The organism is Streptomyces sp. NPDC091292 (assembly GCF_044757265.1).
Classification (GTDB): Bacteria; Actinomycetota; Actinomycetes; order Streptomycetales; family Streptomycetaceae; genus Streptomyces.
Window position 1 is genome coordinate 217,749 of record NZ_JBIVUQ010000006.1, and the last position, 15,183, is coordinate 232,931.

The 15,183-nt window shown below is 69.2% G+C and carries 14 protein-coding genes; 2 read left to right on the forward strand and 12 right to left on the reverse strand.

The genetic code is table 11. The annotated features are described in order from the left end of the window. The first annotated feature begins 290 nt into the window (after nt 1–290). Nucleotides 291–2,252 carry an NAD(P)-binding protein gene (locus tag ACIQNU_RS19420; RefSeq protein ID WP_401367625.1) on the forward strand — a complete coding sequence of 654 codons (1,962 nt, stop codon included), beginning with the start codon at nt 291–293 and terminating at the stop codon, nt 2,250–2,252. A gap of 81 nt (nt 2,253–2,333) precedes the next feature. On the opposite strand, the gene ACIQNU_RS19425 is transcribed toward ACIQNU_RS19420, so the two are convergent. The 4 genes from ACIQNU_RS19425 to ACIQNU_RS19440 all read right to left on the reverse strand — a co-directional run bounded on the left by ACIQNU_RS19425 (nt 2,334) and on the right by ACIQNU_RS19440 (nt 5,228). Next, nucleotides 2,334–3,245, reverse strand: a complete 912-nt coding sequence (locus ACIQNU_RS19425) for an NAD(P)-dependent oxidoreductase (RefSeq protein ID WP_401367628.1) — start codon at nt 3,243–3,245, stop codon at nt 2,334–2,336. Between the two features lie 65 nt (nt 3,246–3,310). Beyond that, on the reverse strand, nt 3,311–3,721 hold the full coding sequence (locus tag ACIQNU_RS19430) for a VOC family protein (RefSeq protein ID WP_401367631.1): 411 nt from the start codon (nt 3,719–3,721) through the stop codon (nt 3,311–3,313). 10 nt (nt 3,722–3,731) lie between these two features. Continuing rightward, nucleotides 3,732–4,220 (reverse strand): helix-turn-helix transcriptional regulator, encoded by a 489-nt coding sequence (locus ACIQNU_RS19435; RefSeq protein ID WP_401367633.1) that lies wholly within the window; start codon nt 4,218–4,220, stop codon nt 3,732–3,734. A gap of 54 nt (nt 4,221–4,274) precedes the next feature. Continuing rightward, nucleotides 4,275–5,228 carry an Lrp/AsnC family transcriptional regulator gene (locus ACIQNU_RS19440; protein WP_401367635.1) on the reverse strand — a complete coding sequence of 318 codons (954 nt, stop codon included), beginning with the start codon at nt 5,226–5,228 and terminating at the stop codon, nt 4,275–4,277. A gap of 121 nt (nt 5,229–5,349) precedes the next feature. Here ACIQNU_RS19440 and ACIQNU_RS19445 point away from each other — a divergent pair, with 121 nt between their 5' ends. Then, nucleotides 5,350–6,879 (forward strand): DHA2 family efflux MFS transporter permease subunit, encoded by a 1,530-nt coding sequence (locus ACIQNU_RS19445; protein ID WP_401367638.1) that lies wholly within the window; start codon nt 5,350–5,352, stop codon nt 6,877–6,879. Between the two features lie 66 nt (nt 6,880–6,945). Here the strand turns inward: ACIQNU_RS19445 and ACIQNU_RS19450 are convergent, their stop codons facing one another. From ACIQNU_RS19450 to fes, 8 genes are all read right to left on the reverse strand, one after another. Next, on the reverse strand, nt 6,946–7,284 hold the full coding sequence (locus ACIQNU_RS19450) for a hypothetical protein (RefSeq protein WP_401367640.1): 339 nt from the start codon (nt 7,282–7,284) through the stop codon (nt 6,946–6,948). 55 nt (nt 7,285–7,339) lie between these two features. Then, nucleotides 7,340–7,540 (reverse strand): MbtH family protein, encoded by a 201-nt coding sequence (locus tag ACIQNU_RS19455; protein ID WP_401367643.1) that lies wholly within the window; start codon nt 7,538–7,540, stop codon nt 7,340–7,342. A gap of 52 nt (nt 7,541–7,592) precedes the next feature. Next, nucleotides 7,593–8,207: a 3-isopropylmalate dehydratase small subunit gene (gene leuD / locus ACIQNU_RS19460; protein ID WP_401367645.1), complete on the reverse strand. Its 615-nt coding sequence runs from the start codon at nt 8,205–8,207 to the stop codon at nt 7,593–7,595. A gap of 13 nt (nt 8,208–8,220) precedes the next feature. After that, nucleotides 8,221–9,624 carry a 3-isopropylmalate dehydratase large subunit gene (gene leuC / locus ACIQNU_RS19465; protein ID WP_401367647.1) on the reverse strand — a complete coding sequence of 468 codons (1,404 nt, stop codon included), beginning with the start codon at nt 9,622–9,624 and terminating at the stop codon, nt 8,221–8,223. A gap of 111 nt (nt 9,625–9,735) precedes the next feature. Beyond that, nucleotides 9,736–11,154 (reverse strand): hypothetical protein, encoded by a 1,419-nt coding sequence (locus ACIQNU_RS19470; RefSeq protein ID WP_401367650.1) that lies wholly within the window; start codon nt 11,152–11,154, stop codon nt 9,736–9,738. A gap of 67 nt (nt 11,155–11,221) precedes the next feature. Next, the gene (locus ACIQNU_RS19475) at nt 11,222–12,676 is read right to left on the reverse strand and encodes a pyridoxal phosphate-dependent aminotransferase (protein WP_401367652.1); all 1,455 of its coding nucleotides are present in this window, start codon (nt 12,674–12,676) and stop codon (nt 11,222–11,224) included. A 91-nt stretch (nt 12,677–12,767) separates the two neighbouring features. After that, nucleotides 12,768–13,889: a 3-isopropylmalate dehydrogenase gene (gene leuB, locus ACIQNU_RS19480; RefSeq protein WP_401367655.1), complete on the reverse strand. Its 1,122-nt coding sequence runs from the start codon at nt 13,887–13,889 to the stop codon at nt 12,768–12,770. A gap of 9 nt (nt 13,890–13,898) precedes the next feature. Further along, the gene (gene fes, locus ACIQNU_RS19485; protein ID WP_401367658.1) at nt 13,899–15,170 is read right to left on the reverse strand and encodes an enterochelin esterase; all 1,272 of its coding nucleotides are present in this window, start codon (nt 15,168–15,170) and stop codon (nt 13,899–13,901) included. Nucleotides 15,171–15,183 lie beyond the last annotated feature (13 nt).

Sequence of the window (15,183 nt, forward strand, 5' to 3'; positions counted from 1 at the left end):
GAACGGGCGTCGGGTCAGGCAGGTCTTGGCGAACTGTCGGGGCTCTCTCCGGGGTGCGCGGGTTCAAGTGCGTATGCCTGGTACGGGGTTCCACCGGCAGCGGGGTTCGGCGGTGAGGACCGTCAGACGCCGCCCTACACCGGGCCGGACGCTGACACCGGATGCGGAATCCGTACCAAATGAGCTTCCGAACAACGAAATCCACTATTACGAAACGTGATGACTACTGGAAGCATGCGCAACAAGGCTTCTTCAAGCCGAAATCCGCATTCGTGTCTTAGGGGTGGCGTATGCCTAGGTTCAGCGATGACGAGTTGGGGATGAAGCGAAGAATCACGCGTCGGGACTTCCTCGACGGCGTGGCGGTGACCGCGGCGGGGGCCGCCGTCGCCGCGGCCGTTCCCGGTGTGGCGGCGGCATCGGACCGCGGCCACCACGGCGGCTCGCACGGCGGACACCACGGCGGCGACCACGGAGGCCACCACCCCAAGGCCCCGTACCCGCCGACCGAAAACGGCCTGCGCGGTCAGCAGGCAGGCTCCTACGACGTGGCCCACTCGGTCCGTGACGGAGCCTTCGACCCGGGCCGTGTCACGGACACCCGGGAGTCCTACGACCTGGTCGTGGTCGGCGGTGGCCTCAGCGGCCTCGCGGCGGCCCACTTCTACCGCAAGGCGGTCGGCAGCCGGGCGCGCATCCTCATTCTGGACGCCCTCGACGACTTCGGCGGCCACGCGCGGCGCAACGAGTTCCAGGTCGGTCGTACGACCCTGCTGTCGAACGGCGGCACGGTCAACATCGACACTCCCAGCACCTGGTCCCCCGAGGCGTACCGCCTCATCACCCGGGACCTCGGCGTCGATCTGAAGGCGCTGGAAGCCACCGTCAAGCGCGACGCCTACACACCGTACAAACTGCGCAGCGCCACGCTGTTCAACTCCGAGCGCTGGGGCAAGGACCGGCTGGTGATCCGCGAGTCCGGGGAGTCCTGGGAGTCGTACGTCACGAAGCTTCCCATGAGCGGTGCGAGCCGCGCGGCGCTGGTGCGGCTCAACACCACGACCGAGGACTTCTACCCCGGGCTGACCGACGCCCAGAAGAAGGAACTCCTCGCCCGCACCCCGTACGAGACCTTCCTACGCGAGAAGATCGGGATGGACGACGACGCGCTGGAGATCGTCAAGCGCGGCACCAACGGTCTGTGGGGTGTGAACGTCGACCATGTCGCCGCCGCCGACGCCTGGGCCACCGGTCAGCCCGGCTTCAACGGTCTTGGCCTCGCCCACACACCCTGGCCCGGCGCCGGTTTCACCCCGCTGATGCACCTGGCGGCCACGGAGGACGACGGCAACTTCTACTTCCCCGAGGGCAACGCCTCGCTCGCCCGACTCCTCGTCAGCAAGCTGATCCCGGACGCCTTCACGGAGCGGCGGCCCGACTGGCAGGAGATCGTGACGGCCAAGGCACGGTACGACCGGCTGGACGACCGGGACTCGTCCGTGCGGCTGCGTCTGTCGAGCACGGCGTTCGACGTGCGCAACGAGGGCCGTCGCGGCGCGGTGGTGAGCTACTCCAAGGGCGGCCGGAGCTACCGGGTCCGCGCCAAGGGTGTGGTCATGGCCTGCTGGAACTCGGTCTCCTCGTATGTCGTTCCCGAGCTGGCCGCCGACCAGACCGCCGCGATGCGGTACGGCGTGAAGGTGCCCCTCGTGTACGCGCGGGTGGCGCTGAAGGACTGGCGGGCCTTCGCGAACGCGCGGGTCTCGCGCGTCAGTACGCCGTCGATGTACTTCAGCAGCTTCGGCCTGCCGACCGTCACCGAGATCGGGGACTTCGCCATGCCGGCCCGCCCCGAACTGCCCACGGTCGTCTCCCTGTCGGCCACCCCGAACCAGCCGGGGCTGCGCTGCCGCGACCAGCACAAGGCAGGGCGCCGGTCCCTGATGAGGACGTCGTTCGAGGACTTCGAGCGGGAGATCCGGGACTCGATGGCCCGCGCGCTCGGCAGCTACGGCTTCGATCCGGCCCGTGACATCCGTGCCATCACCGTGAACCGGTGGGCGCACGGCTACGCGTACGAGTACAACTCCCTCGACGACCCGTCCCTGTTCGGCCCCGAGTCGGAGCGGCCCTACGTCAAGGCCCGCCGTACGGTGGGCCGGATCGCGATGGCCAACTCGGACGCCGAGGCGTTCGGTTACACCCATGCGTCGTTCGACGCGGCGTACCGCGCCGTCCAGGACCTCGTCTGACCTGACGGGAGAACCCCGTACGGGAGAACCCCGTCCTGGTGGGCCGCCGGCCGCGCGAGCACTCGGCGGCCCACCGCCATGTCACACCTGTCCGGGGTCCCCGGGGCGCATTCCGGCCGCGCGGGCCTCCACCTCGAACAGCGCAAGGAAGTCGTCCTCGGCGAAGCCGTGCCCGATGGCGGTCTGGACGAGCTGGTGCACCATGCTGCTCACCGGCATCGGCACCTCCAGCTCCCGGGCGGCGCCGAGGCCGATGTCGAAGTCCTTGCGCAGCATCGTGTTGGTGAAGGTGGGGGTGTAGTCCTGCTCCACCAGGGCGCGGCCCTTGTGGCGGATGAAGGTGGAGGCGAGGACCGATCCGTTGAGGAAGTCGATGAAGGCGCCACGCGGCACCCCGCCCTTCTCGGCGAGCGTGGTGACCTCCACCAGGGCCTGGGTGATCGCGCCGAGCATCAGGTTGTGGCAGATCTTGACGAGCCGGCTCTGCTCGGCGGGGCCCACATGGACGACGGTCGGGGCGATCAGCTCCAGGTACGGCAGGACCCGATCGTAGGTGTCCCGGGGTCCGGAGGCCACGATGGCACCCATGTGGTCGGCGACCACGTCCGGGTTGCCGCTGATGGGGGCGGCGAGGAAGGCGGCCCCGGCGGCCTCGCAGGCGGCGCGGACCTCGGCGGACGCCTCGGCCGAGACGGTCGAGCAGTCCACGACGACCTCGGGGCGCCGCTCGGCGCGCAGGAGCCCGCCCTCGCCGGTGACCACGTCGATCAGGTCCTGGCCGGCCGACACCATCACGAACACGATGTCGGTGTCTGCGAGTTCGGTGACGGTGTCGACGACCTTGGCGCCCTTCGCCGCCAGGGGCGCGGTCTTGGCGGCGGTCCGGTTCCAGACGGACAGATCGGCGCCGCCCGTCAGCAGACTCTCGGACATGGCCGTGCCCATCCGGCCGGTGCCGAGCCAGCCGAGCCGCTCACCAGGGGTTCCACTCATGATCCTTCGCACCTTTCACCGTGCTGGTCCCGGAGGCCCTGGGCCTCCCCCGGGTGAAGGTGCGGCTACGCCTTCGGGGTCTGGGCGATCCGGACCATGTTGCCCGACGGGTCCCGGAACGCGCAGTCGCGCGGGCCCCAGGGCTGTTCCTTGGGCTCCTGAAGTACTTCGGCGCCGGATGCCCGTACCTGCTCGAAGGTCGCGTCGAGGTCGTCGGTGCGGAGTCCGATCTGGGTGAGGACACCCTTGGTGAGGAGTTCCTGGAGCGCGTCGCCGTCGGCCTGGGACCGTCCGGCGTGCGGTTCCGAGAGCACGATCTCCAGGTCGGGCTGGGACGCGCTGCCGAGGGTGACCCAGCGGAATCCGCCCGCGGCGACATCGTTGCGCACGTCGAGGCCGAGCGCGTCGCGGTAGAAGCCGAGCGACTCGTCCGGGTCGTTGACGGTGATGTGGAAATACTGGACTGAAATGGTCATGCGGCCCACGCTAGACGGCGGGTGCGGTGACCGCTTCTCCATTCCTGACCGGCGCTTCTTCGTTCCTGACCGGCGCTTCTTCCCTCCTGGCCGTGACCGGCCGGTCACGGGTCGGCCTCGTCCGCACCTGGGCCACGCACGGGGGCATCGCCCTCACCGCGGGGTGCTCCTGGGCCCGGTAGGCGCTCGGTGTCATCCCGACCAGCTCGGTGAACCGCGAGCTGAACGAGCCGAGCGACGTACAGCCGACCTCCATGCACGCCTCGGTCACCGTCATACCGCCGCGCAGCAGCGCCATCGCCCGCTCGACCCGCCGGGTCATGAGGTAGTTGTACGGCGTCTCGCCGTAGGCCGCCCGGAACGCCCGTGAGAAGTGTCCCGGCGACATGTGTGCCTGGCGGGCCATGGTCGGTACGTCGAGCGGACGCGCGTACTCACGGTCCACCAGGTCGCGCGCACGGCGCAGGTGTGCGAGGTGGGCAAGGTGGTGCGGGTCCATGCGACGAGGTTACAGGCGCCGGTCAAGGGAGGGCGGGGTCAAGGGAGAGCGGGGTCAGGGGAGGGCGGGGGCCAGACGCTTGACCTCGCGCAGTACGGGGGCTGTTTCGATGCCCTGGATGCCCGGCAGCGGGCCGATGTGCCGATCGATGTAGTCGTACAGATCACCCGGTGTACGGAAGACACCGCTGGCGACCAGATTGGAGGTGCCGGTGATCGCGGCGGCGAAGGCGATGGCGGGGTGGGTGGCGAGGGTTTCGCCGACGGTGCGCAGGTGGGCGGGGGTGACGTTCAGCCAGAGCTGGGTGGTCATGTGGTAGCCGAGGAGCCGGGGGTCGAAGTCGACGGAGAGGCCCAGGGCGCCTTCGGTGCGCAGGCGGGTGAGGTGGCGCTGGACGCTGGAGGGTGAGCGGCCGGTGGCCTTGCTCAGCTCGGGCAGGGTGGCGCGGCCGTCGCGGGCCAGTTCGGTGAACAGGGTGCGGTCGGTCGCGTCGAGGGGCAGAGGGTCGCCGGGTGTGCCGGAATCCACCGCCGTGGGGGCGGTCGGGTGGAAGCGGGTGGCGTGCCAGGTGCTGGCGGTGCCGACGAACATGTGCAGCATGCAATGGGCGCTCACGGAGAGCACATGGGGAGTGCGGGGGAGCTTCTGCAACAGCAGGGCGTTGCGCTCGTCGGCGGTGCGGGTGTTGAGGGCGCAGGACAGTTCGGTGCCGCCGGAGGCGAGGGTGACCCAGGTGGTGTCGGGGCGGCGGGCCAGCGCGTCGGCGATCGTGCCGGCGGCGTCGGGGGTGCAGTGCAGGCGGAGCAGCCAGCGGACCAGACCGAGGCGTACGGGGACGGGCTGGCCGACGATGCGCAGGCCCAGGGTGCGCAGGCGCTGGTAGCGGCGCGTGACGGTGCGCTCGGAGACGTCCAGGCGGCGGGCGAGCCGGCTGAAGGGGGCCCGGCCGTCGAGCTGGAGTGATGCGAGGAGCCGTTGGTCGAACTCGTCCAGGACACCGGATTCCACCGCGCGACCTCCCTTTCCCGCCGGAATCTTCCACCGTTCAGGGTATGGCTTGGGGCGGTGACGGCATGGACCCGATGGTGGGCCGGTCCTGCCCGCCTCACCCCTTCCGGGAGTCCTTGTCATGCGTATCTGGGGGCCACTGGCCGCCATCTGTCTGGGCACATTCATGCTGCTCGTCGACGTCACCATCGTGCTCGTGGCGCTGCCCTCCATGTCCAAATCGATGGGGGCGTCGCTCTCCCAGTTGCAGTGGGTCGCCGACGGCTACGCGCTCGCGGTGGCCGCCGCGCTGCTGGGCGCCGGCATGCTCGCCGACCTGCACGGCCGTCGCCGGATGTACGCGGCGGGCCTTGTCGTCTTCGCGCTGGCGTCGGTGGCCTGCGCGGTGGCGCCGGGCATGGAGTGGCTGATCGTCGCCCGGCTGGTGCAGGGCGTGGGGGCGGCGGCGATGTTCACCACCACCCTGTCGCTGATCAGCACGCTCTACTCGGGCCGCCGGCTGGGCCTCGCCTTCGGGGTCTGGGCCGCCGTGGCGTCCAGCGCGTCGGCGCTCGGCCCGATCCTGGGCGGTCTGCTGACGCAGGCGCTGGACTGGCGGTGGATCTTCTACGTCAACGTCCCCGTCACCGCCCTCGCCCTGGCGATGACCTTCCGTTTCGTCCCGCGCTCCACACCGGACCGGGACACGGCCCGTCGTATCGACGTCCCCGGTGTCGTCCTGTTCGCACTCGGCGCGGGCGGCTTCGTGTACGGCCTGACCACGTCGCACGCCCACGGATGGACCTCCGGGTCGACGCTGGTTCCGCTGGCCGTGGCGCTGATGGCGTTCGCGGCCTTCGTGGCGGTGCAGCGGCGCAGTACGCACCCGCTGCTGGATCTGACCCTGTTCCGCCGTCCGGCGTTCACGGCCGCGATGATCACGATCGCGGTCGGCGAGGGCGCGGTGTACGGGATCCTGCCCTACACCTCGCTGTGGCTCCAGTCCGTCCAGCACCTCTCCCCCGTGGCGACCGGACTGGTGGTGCTGCCGCACGCCGCGGCGGCGGCTCTGGTCGCGGTGGTCAGCGGGCGGTGGATGCCCCGGCCTTCGCCCCGCGTGGGCGCGCCGCTGGGGCTGCTGCTCGCCGGTCTGGGTCTGGGCGCGGAAGGTTTCCTCGGTCCGGACTCCGGCTGGCCGGTCCTGGTCGGCGGTCTGGCGCTGAGCGGGGTCGGCATGGGGCTGGTCTTCCAGGTCGCCGCCGCCCTCGCGCTCGGTTCGGTTCCGGGTGAGCGCGCGGGGATGGCGTCCGGCACGTACAGCACCTTCGAGCAGCTCGGCTACGCCTTCGGTGTCGCCGTGTTCGGCTCGCTGGCCGTCTCGGCCATGAGCCGGTCGCTGAACGGCACGGTCACCGACCCGGGCGGCACGGCGCAGACCCTGTCCGGCGGTGGGGCCGACCGGCTGCTCGACGCCGTCCCGGCCGGGCAGCGGGCGTCCTTCGACGACACCCTGCACGCGGTGTTCGCCACCGGACACAACACGCTGGCGCTGACGGCCGGGGCCCTGGCGGTGGGCTGCGCGGCCCTCGTGTTCTGGCTCACCCGCCACACGGCGGGCACGGCGCCCGGCGCTCCGGTGAAGCCTGCCCCCGCCAGATCAACGAACCGATAGGTCGACAGAAGGCGCCTGACGTGGGATCTGCCCGTCAGGCGCCTTCCTCCGGGAGCGGCGGCGGAGTTACCGGGCGCCCGCTTCCTCCAGGACAACGAGGTGTCCCGTGCCGGTGAGTGAGGGCAGTTCGATGTCGGCGACGCACCGTACCCGCACGGAGTTGAGCGTGAGGGTCCCCTCGATGTGCGCGCGCCCCGTGCCGTTCGCGAAGTCCGCCCGGCCGAGGTCGGTGGCCGCCTCGTCCACGCGGACGCCGAGGTCCGTTCCCCCGCGTGAGGTGGGGAACTTGATGAACACGTACCCCATCTCGCTGATCCGCCGCTGAAGCTCCTCCACCGACGGCGAAGGGCCGCCGACGACGACGGTCTGCCCCTCGGCGGAGAGACGGGCGACGAGTTCGTCCATGAGTGTTCCTCCTTGACTGCTCAGGGCTCCCTGGCGGGCGCCGTGTTCCGGCGGGTCAGCCGGCGGACTGCTCCATCTGCCTACGCAGGCTCCTGGGCCGCATGTCGACCCAGACCTCCTTCACGTACGCGAGGCACTCCTCCTTGGAACCGGTGGTGCCCGTCTCGCTCCAGCCGTCGGGAACGGCGAGGTACGACGGCCACAGGGAGTACTGGTCCTCGTCGTTGACGAGCACCTTCATCTGGTCTGCCTTCACGGTCTCCAGCCTCTGCTGTCGGAAGTGGGTGTGCTGCCGTGTGGAGCGGAAGCTAGGAGAAGAGCCAGGGTGCGTCCTGCTTGCGGCGGTCCTCGTAGGCGAGGATCTGGTCCTTGTGCGAGAGGGTCCACCCGATGTTGTCGAGGCCCTCCATCAGGGCGGCCTTCTTGAACGGGTCGATCTCGAAGTGGAATTCCTGACCGTCCGCGGTCGTCACCGACTGGACCGGCAGATCGATGTACAGCGTCGGCGATGTCCCGGCCGTCAGGGATGCGGCGACCGCCTCGACCTCCGGCGCGTCGAGCCTGACCGGGAGGATGCTGCTGTTGAAGCAGTTGTTGTGGAAGATGTCCGCGAAGCTCGGGGCGATGACGCAGCGGAAGCCGTACTCCCGCAGCGACCAGGGCGCGTGTTCGCGCGATGAGCCGCAGCCGAAGTTCTCGCCGGCGACGAGGATGCTCGCGTCCGCGTAACCGGGCTGGTTGAGGGGGAACTCGGGGTGGGGTGTGCGGCCGTCCTCCAGGTAGCGCCAGTTCGCGAACAGGTGGTCGGCGAAGCCGGTGCGGCGGATCGACTTGAGGAAACGGGCGGGGACGATGTCGTCCGTATTGACGTTGGAGCGCATCATGGGCACCGCGGTGCCCTGATGGGTGATGAATTTCTCCACGGAAGTCCTTTCTCTACACGTCGCGGACGTCGGCGAAACGGCCGGCCACGGCCGTGGCGACCGCTGTCACCGGACTGACGAGGTGGGTACGGCCGCCCTGTCCCTGGCGCCCCTCGAAATTGCGGTTGCTGGTCGAGGCGCAGCGCTCGCCCGCGGAGAGCCGGTCGCCGTTCATGGCGATGCACATGCTGCAACCGGGTTCACGCCACTCGAAGCCCGCCTCGCGGAAGATGTCACCCAGGCCCTCTTCCTCGGCCTGGCGGCGCACGCTCATCGAGCCGGGCACGACGATGGCGCGTACGCCGTCGGCGACCTGCTTCCCGACGGCGTACCGGGCGGCCTCGCGAAGGTCCTCAAGGCGCGAGTTGGTGCACGAACCGATGAAGACGGTGTCGACGGTGATGTCCCGGACGCGCTGTCCGGGCTCCAGACCCATGTACTCCAGAGCCTGTCGCATCGCGGCACGGACCGTGGGGTCGCTCTCGGCGGCCGGGTCCGGGACCGTGCCCGTGATGTCGGCGACCATGCCCGGGTTGGTGCCCCAGGTGACCTGCGGCACCAGGTCGTCCACGGTGAGGTGGTGTTCGGCGTCGAAGCGGGCGCCCGGGTCGCCTGCCAGCGCCTTCCACTGCTCGGCCGCGCGGTCGAACAGCTCTCCGGAGGGGGCGAAGCGCCGGCCGCGTACGTACTCGATGGTGACGTCGTCGGGGGCGACCATGCCCGCCCGTGCGCCGGCCTCGATGGCCATGTTGCACAGTGTCATGCGGCCCTCGATGGTGAGGGACCGCACGGCTGAGCCGCTGAACTCGATGACGTGGTGGGTTCCGACGTCCGTGCCGAGCCGGCGGATCATGGCCAGTGCGATGTCCTTCGCGGTCACCCCGGGTGCCGGTGTGCCGTCGATGCGGATGTTCATGGTCCTGGGCTTCTGCTGGAGCAGGCACTGGGTGGCGAGGACGTGCTCCACCTCGCTGGTGCCGATGCCCACCGCGAAGATGCCGAGCGCGCCGTGCGTGGAGGTGTGCGAGTCGCCGCACACGACCGTCATCCCGGGCAGCGACAGGCCCAGTTCGGGGCCGATGACGTGCACGATCCCCTGGTCGGCGTCGTTCATGCCGAGGAGCCGCACCCCGAACTCGCGGGCGTTGTCCTCCATCGTCTCGATGCACATGACGCTCTGGCTGTCCACGACGTCGATGAGCCGGCGCCCCGGCACCGTGGGCACGTTGTGGTCGATGACGGCGACCACGGTGTCGGTGCGGTGCACGGGAAGGTCGCGCTCCCTCAGCCCGGCGAACGCCTGCGGCGAGGTGGCCTCGTGGGTGAGATGCCGGTCGATGTACAGCATCGGTATCTCGCCGGGCTCGTCGCGCACCACGTGCGCGTCCCAGATCTTGTCGAACATCGTCTGTGGCATCGGGCGGTCTCTCTCCTGGGTGCGTGTCATGCGTGTCGTCATGGGGAAGGGGCGCTCGGGCGCTCAGGCTCCGTGCGGTGCGTGTGCGTGTACGTGTGCGTGTGTCTGCGCCTACGCCTGCGCCTGCGCCTGCGCCCGCGTGAAGGTCTCCTCCAGCTCCTGCGCGGTGAGTTCGCGGCCCAGCTCGTTGGCGCGGGCGAGCAGACCTTCGACGGTCTCCGGGGAGAGCGCGCCCGGGTCGCGTCCGCTGAGCATGCAGGCGAGCTTCACGGAGCTGTGTCCGCTCCACGGGCTGACGGCCACCGACGGGGCACCGCCGATGGCGGCCGGGTCGACGGCGGAGTACACGGTGCGGGACATCTCCCGCAGCGTGGCCTCCAGTGCGGGGTTCGACGCGGCACGTGCCCGGTCGGCGAGGTGGTGGGCCTTGAGGATGGCGTCGGTGTGGATGCCGGACGAGGTGTGGCTGTAGCGCTTGCCGAGCACACCGTGCTCCGGTGGCTCGACGCCGACCATCTCCTCGTAGAACGTGATCAGCTTCAGCAGTTGGGACATGTCCCAGGAGACGGGCAGGCCGGCCTCGGCCTCGATCGCGGCGAGGTTGAGGACGACCTCTTCGAGGGACGCGTTGCCGGAGCGTTCGCCGACGCCGCGTGACACGACGTGGATACGGTTGGCGCCGGCCGCGATCGCCGCCATCGCGTTGCCCAGGGCGTTGCCGGTGTCGCGGTGTCCGTGCCAGTCCACCGGGATGTCGGGCACACCCAGGGCGGCGCACTCCTCACGGATGAACCGGACCATGCGGTAGGTGCCCAGCGGCCGGATGACGCCGATGGTGTCGGCCATGGCGACGACATAGGCGCCGCTCTCGACCTGGGTGCGGGTGATCGCCCGCAGGTCCTCGGGCGAGGTCTGCGTGGTGTGTTCGGTGCCCGCGATGACGGGAATGCCCATCTCCACGGTCTTCTTGATGAACGTTTCCAGCCTGTGCAGGATGAAGTCGAGGTCCCAGCCCTGGACGAGGCGGCGGGAGGGCGCGCTGCCCATGAAGACGACGGACTCCAGGCCCGGGTGGATGTCCTTGCAGTCGCCGGTCCACTTCAGTGACTCCTCCGTGCACAGCGAGAGCACCGAGGGCACGATGCCGGGGAGTTCGTCCCGCATCCGCGCGAGGAGTTGCTTGATCGTCGCGTCGATCCGGTCGGCGTTGCCCGGGTAGATCCCGACCGTGGCGTTCTGAACGCCGAAGTCGTGGAGGATGCGCAGGTAGTCCATCATGGCGTCGACGGTCGGATATCCCGCGATTCCCTGAAGACCGTCGCGCAGACACTCGGAGAGTATCTGTGTTCTGACGACCTGTTGGGCCGATGGCTCACCGGGGATGTTCGCGGGTATCGGCGACAGCGGGCTCTCGTCCCTGTTCCAGTTGAAGTTCACCGGGACATCGAGGGAGTTGATGTCCGTCCCTGTGTTCCCTGTGATCCCTGTGTTCCTTGTGTTCTCCGCGGCTGAGTGCGTGTCCTTCTGCATGCTCTCTCTCCTTGTCGGAAGAGCCGAAAGAGTCGGAAGATGCGTCGTCTCGACGGCGCGACCACTGTCAGTCCAGGACGACCGGCAGAATGCCGACCGAGAAGCGGATGTAGTCGTCGGAATAGCCGAAGGTGGACCCGGGAATACCGGCGATCCCGGTCTTTTCGAGGACCGTGAAACAGTCCTTTCCGTCCTTGAGCCGGCTCCAGTTGTAGATCGTCGCGTCGTCGTCGAGATAGACGTGTGCGAAGAGGTCGTGCTCCTCGTTCACCCGCTCCAGTTGGTGCCGGAGCCGTGAACGGCGCAGCCCGTACAGGCCGCGGATCTTCTCGATCAGTTGAGGGTTCTGGCGGAAGAGGGCGTGGTAGGCCATGAAGCGGAGCTGCCATTCGCCGGGCAGACAGCTCACGCTGTTCATCCAGCTCGACCGCATGGCGACGGAGAACGCGGTGTCGCCGAAAACGGCCCAGCCGAAGCGGTCCCCGGTGAGGGTGTAGATCTTGGAGAAGCTGTTCACGTAGATCATCTGTCCGGCCACGTCGGTGGCCGCCGCGAGAGCGCGCATGCGCGCCGCGTCGTCGGCGGGCCGTCCGGTGCCGATGTACGCGAGGTCGGCGAGGACGTGGACGCGGCGCCCCTGGTCGGCGAAGCGTGCGACGACCGCCATCAGCGCGGAGAGTTCCGCGGGTGAGTAGGCGAAGGCCGTCGGATTGTTCGTCGCCGTGAGGTAGACGACGGTGATGTCCGGGTTCTCCTCCAGATGCCGGGCGAGGAGCGTGTCGGTGAGCTTGAACTGCTCCTCGGCCCGGGTCCGTACGCGGTGCGGCCGATAGCCGTGGGTCACGGCCTGAAGCTCCGGCATGTTGAATCCGGGAGCGGCGAACAGGACGGCGCCGGGCTGCTCGTCGCGGCGCCGGGCGAAGTGCGCGAGGCCACGGAAGATCTTGTCGATGCAGTCCGTCGCGCCCAGGCCGAGGGCCACCTGGTCCGCGGTGACGGTCAGTCCCCACTGCCGCATGTCGTCCGCGAGCCAGCCGCGCAGGACCGGGTTGCCGACGCCCTGGATGTCGTAGATACGCGGGTCGTAGCCGTCCGCGAGGAGCTGGCGTTCCGCTTCCGTCATACGGTCGCGGATCCAGTGGTAGCCCTTGCCCGACGCGGTGTAGCCGTTCAGGTCCTCGCCGGGCAGCGCGATCCCGAGTTCGTCGCCGAGGAGCCGGTAGTCGCCGGGGCCGCCCTCCTCCCCCTCGCACTCGGTGATGAGCCGCACATTGACGTCACCGATGGTCCGGTTCACGATTTCGAGCCGCGTCGCGGCGCGGTCGAACCGGCGGGCGGTGCACTCGCGTTCCAGGTCGTCCACCAGCCGTGCCATGACGCGGATCGGCGGCTCCGCCGTGTCCCCCCGCTGCGCCTGGTGGCGGCGCACCATCTCTCTGCGGGCTTCGCGGACGAGCAGACGCTGCTGTTCGAGGCCGGTGGGCGTGCCTGGTGAGGCACTCGATGAACGCGGTGACGTCATGCGCGGACAACCTCCAGTTGTCGATGGGTCGTGGGGGCGCGCGTGTGGGCGGCGGCTTGCTGCGGCTCGTGGGGAGCCGGTTCCCGTGGGGTCAGGTCTGTCGCAGGCGGTCCACGACGCGTCGGCCCATCTCCCGGGTGCCGACGACGGTGTGTCCCCCTTCGTTGACGTCCACCGTCCGGTACCCCTCGCCGACGACGGCCTCGACGGCCTCCTCGACCAGCGCGGCCTCACGGCCCAGGCCGAGGGAGTGGCGCAGCAGGAGGGCGGCGGAGAGGATCGCGCCGACGGGGTTGGCCAGGTCCTGGCCCGCGATGTCCGGGGCCGAGCCGTGGATGGGTTCGTACAGGCCGAACTTGCCGCCCGGAGTGCGGCGGGTGCCGAGGCTGGCCGACGGGAGCATGCCGATGGAGCCGGTCAGCATCGACGCCTCGTCGGTGAGGATGTCGCCGAACAGGTTCTCGGTGACGATGACGTCGAACTCCGACGGGGTCCTGATCAGCCGCATGGCGCAGGCGTCGACGAGCATGTGCTCGTACGTGACGGTGGGGTGCTTCGCCGCCACCCGCTCCACGACCTCGCGCCACAGCACGGAGGAGCTGAGCACATTGGCCTTGTCGACGGAGGTGACCTTCCGCTCGCGGTCGAGGGCGATCTCGAACGCGGCCCGCACCACCCGCTCGATCTCCTCCTCGGTGTACAGGAGGGTGTCGATGGCCTCCGTGCCCTCGGGGCCGCGGCGGATCTCGCTGGGTTTGCCGGGTACGGATTCCAGGCGCCCGTAGTAGAGGCCGGCCGACAGCTCCCGTACGAAGATCATGTCCGTGCCCTTGAGGTACTCGGGCTTCAGCGAGGACGCCGCGTACATCGACGCGGAGGGGCGTACCGGGCGCAGGTTGGCGTAGAAGCCGAACTCCTTGCGGAGGCGGAACAGGGCCTGTTCGGGGCGGGGGCCGGTGGTGCGGCGCTGGCCGGCGGGCAGGCTGCCGATCGCGCCGAAGAGGATGGCGTCGCTCCGCGCGCAGGTCTCGAAGGTCTCGTCGGAGATGGCGACGCCTTCGGCCGCGATGGCGTCGAGACCGACGCGGCCCTCGTGGATCGTGAAGTCGTGGTGGAACTGCTCCGCCACGGCGCGCAGCACGTGCAGGGCCTGGGCCGTGACCTCCGGGCCGACGCCGTCCCCCGGTAGCACGGTGATGGTGGCTTCACTCATCTGACTCACTCACCTCTCGCCAGGCTGTGGTGATGCTTTCTTGGGGTGGAAGGAGAGCAGCCGGTCGACAAGGGTGCCGCGCCAGCAGATCATGTCGTGGCCGCCCATGTATTCGCGGTAATCGACCTCGTATCCCTTTTCCACGAGGACGTCGCGCATGTTCTGATGGGTCGTCATCGGGTCGTAGTCGACGATGGCGCGTTCCAGGCTTCCGATGTCCATGGAGAATCGGAGGGGAAGCTTGGGATGCTCCTCGAACCGCCGGGTGAGCCATTCGTCCTCCAGGTCCGGGACATGGTTTCCGGGCCACCAGTACGAGCCTGACTGGGAAATCACGTTGCCGAACCTTTCGGGCGCCCGGAAAGCGGCGAAGGCCGCCGCCAGACCACCGAAACAGGAGCCGCCGACGACGGTTTTCCCGGGATCCGATGTGATGTGGTAATTCTCGTGGACCCACGGCATCAGTTCCTTGTTCAGGAATTCGCTGAAGGGCTCGTGGCAGGGCAGTTCGCGGGCGCGGACGTCCTGGTCCTCATTGGTGTGCATCACCAGGACGTACGGCGGAATGCGGCCGGTGTACATCAGGTTCTCCATCACCGTCGTGATGGCGGCGAAGTTGTGGTACGACCAGCCGTCGAAAAGCAGGAACACGTGGTACGGGTCGCCGTCTGTGCGGTATCCGGGCGGTGTATGGACGGAGACGTGGTGCCGGGTCCCCAGGATCGCGCTGTCCATGGTGTGCATCCGGCTCCGGCCCTTCGGCACCCCCTTGCGCGGGATGTTCCACGGCTGCCTCGGTGCGTTGGGCAGTTCCAGCACCGACACCTTGAACTCGTTCGGATTGCCCATGAGCGTGTAGTCGCGGGGGTTCAGCGGGTCGGTCCGGTACTCCGGGAGGCGGCGCAGCACCTCCGCGTACGACGTGACCGGCACCATCGAGTCGTTGACGGAGAACAGGTATGTCGTCCGGAGTTCCGACGGCAGGTCGAAGGAGCGGTACCAGAGGTCGGTGCCCGGCAGCCGCTCCATCCGGAAGTCGCCGAAGTCGCCGCTCGGTGCGCTGCAGAAGAGCACGATCACGTTCTCGGTGTCGCCCGGATCCCGCCACAGGAAGGTGACCAGGGTCCGCGACGCGTCGTCCCCGACCGGTTCCATCAGCGGTGTCCCGGACTCCGCGACCTCCTTCCACAGCGCGTCGACGGCGCCGGGCCGTCCCGCTTCGACGTCCGCCGCGACGCGGGCGATACGGGGGCTCGTCAGGGGTGTCTCCGTAGCGAACATGGCCTTCTCTCCT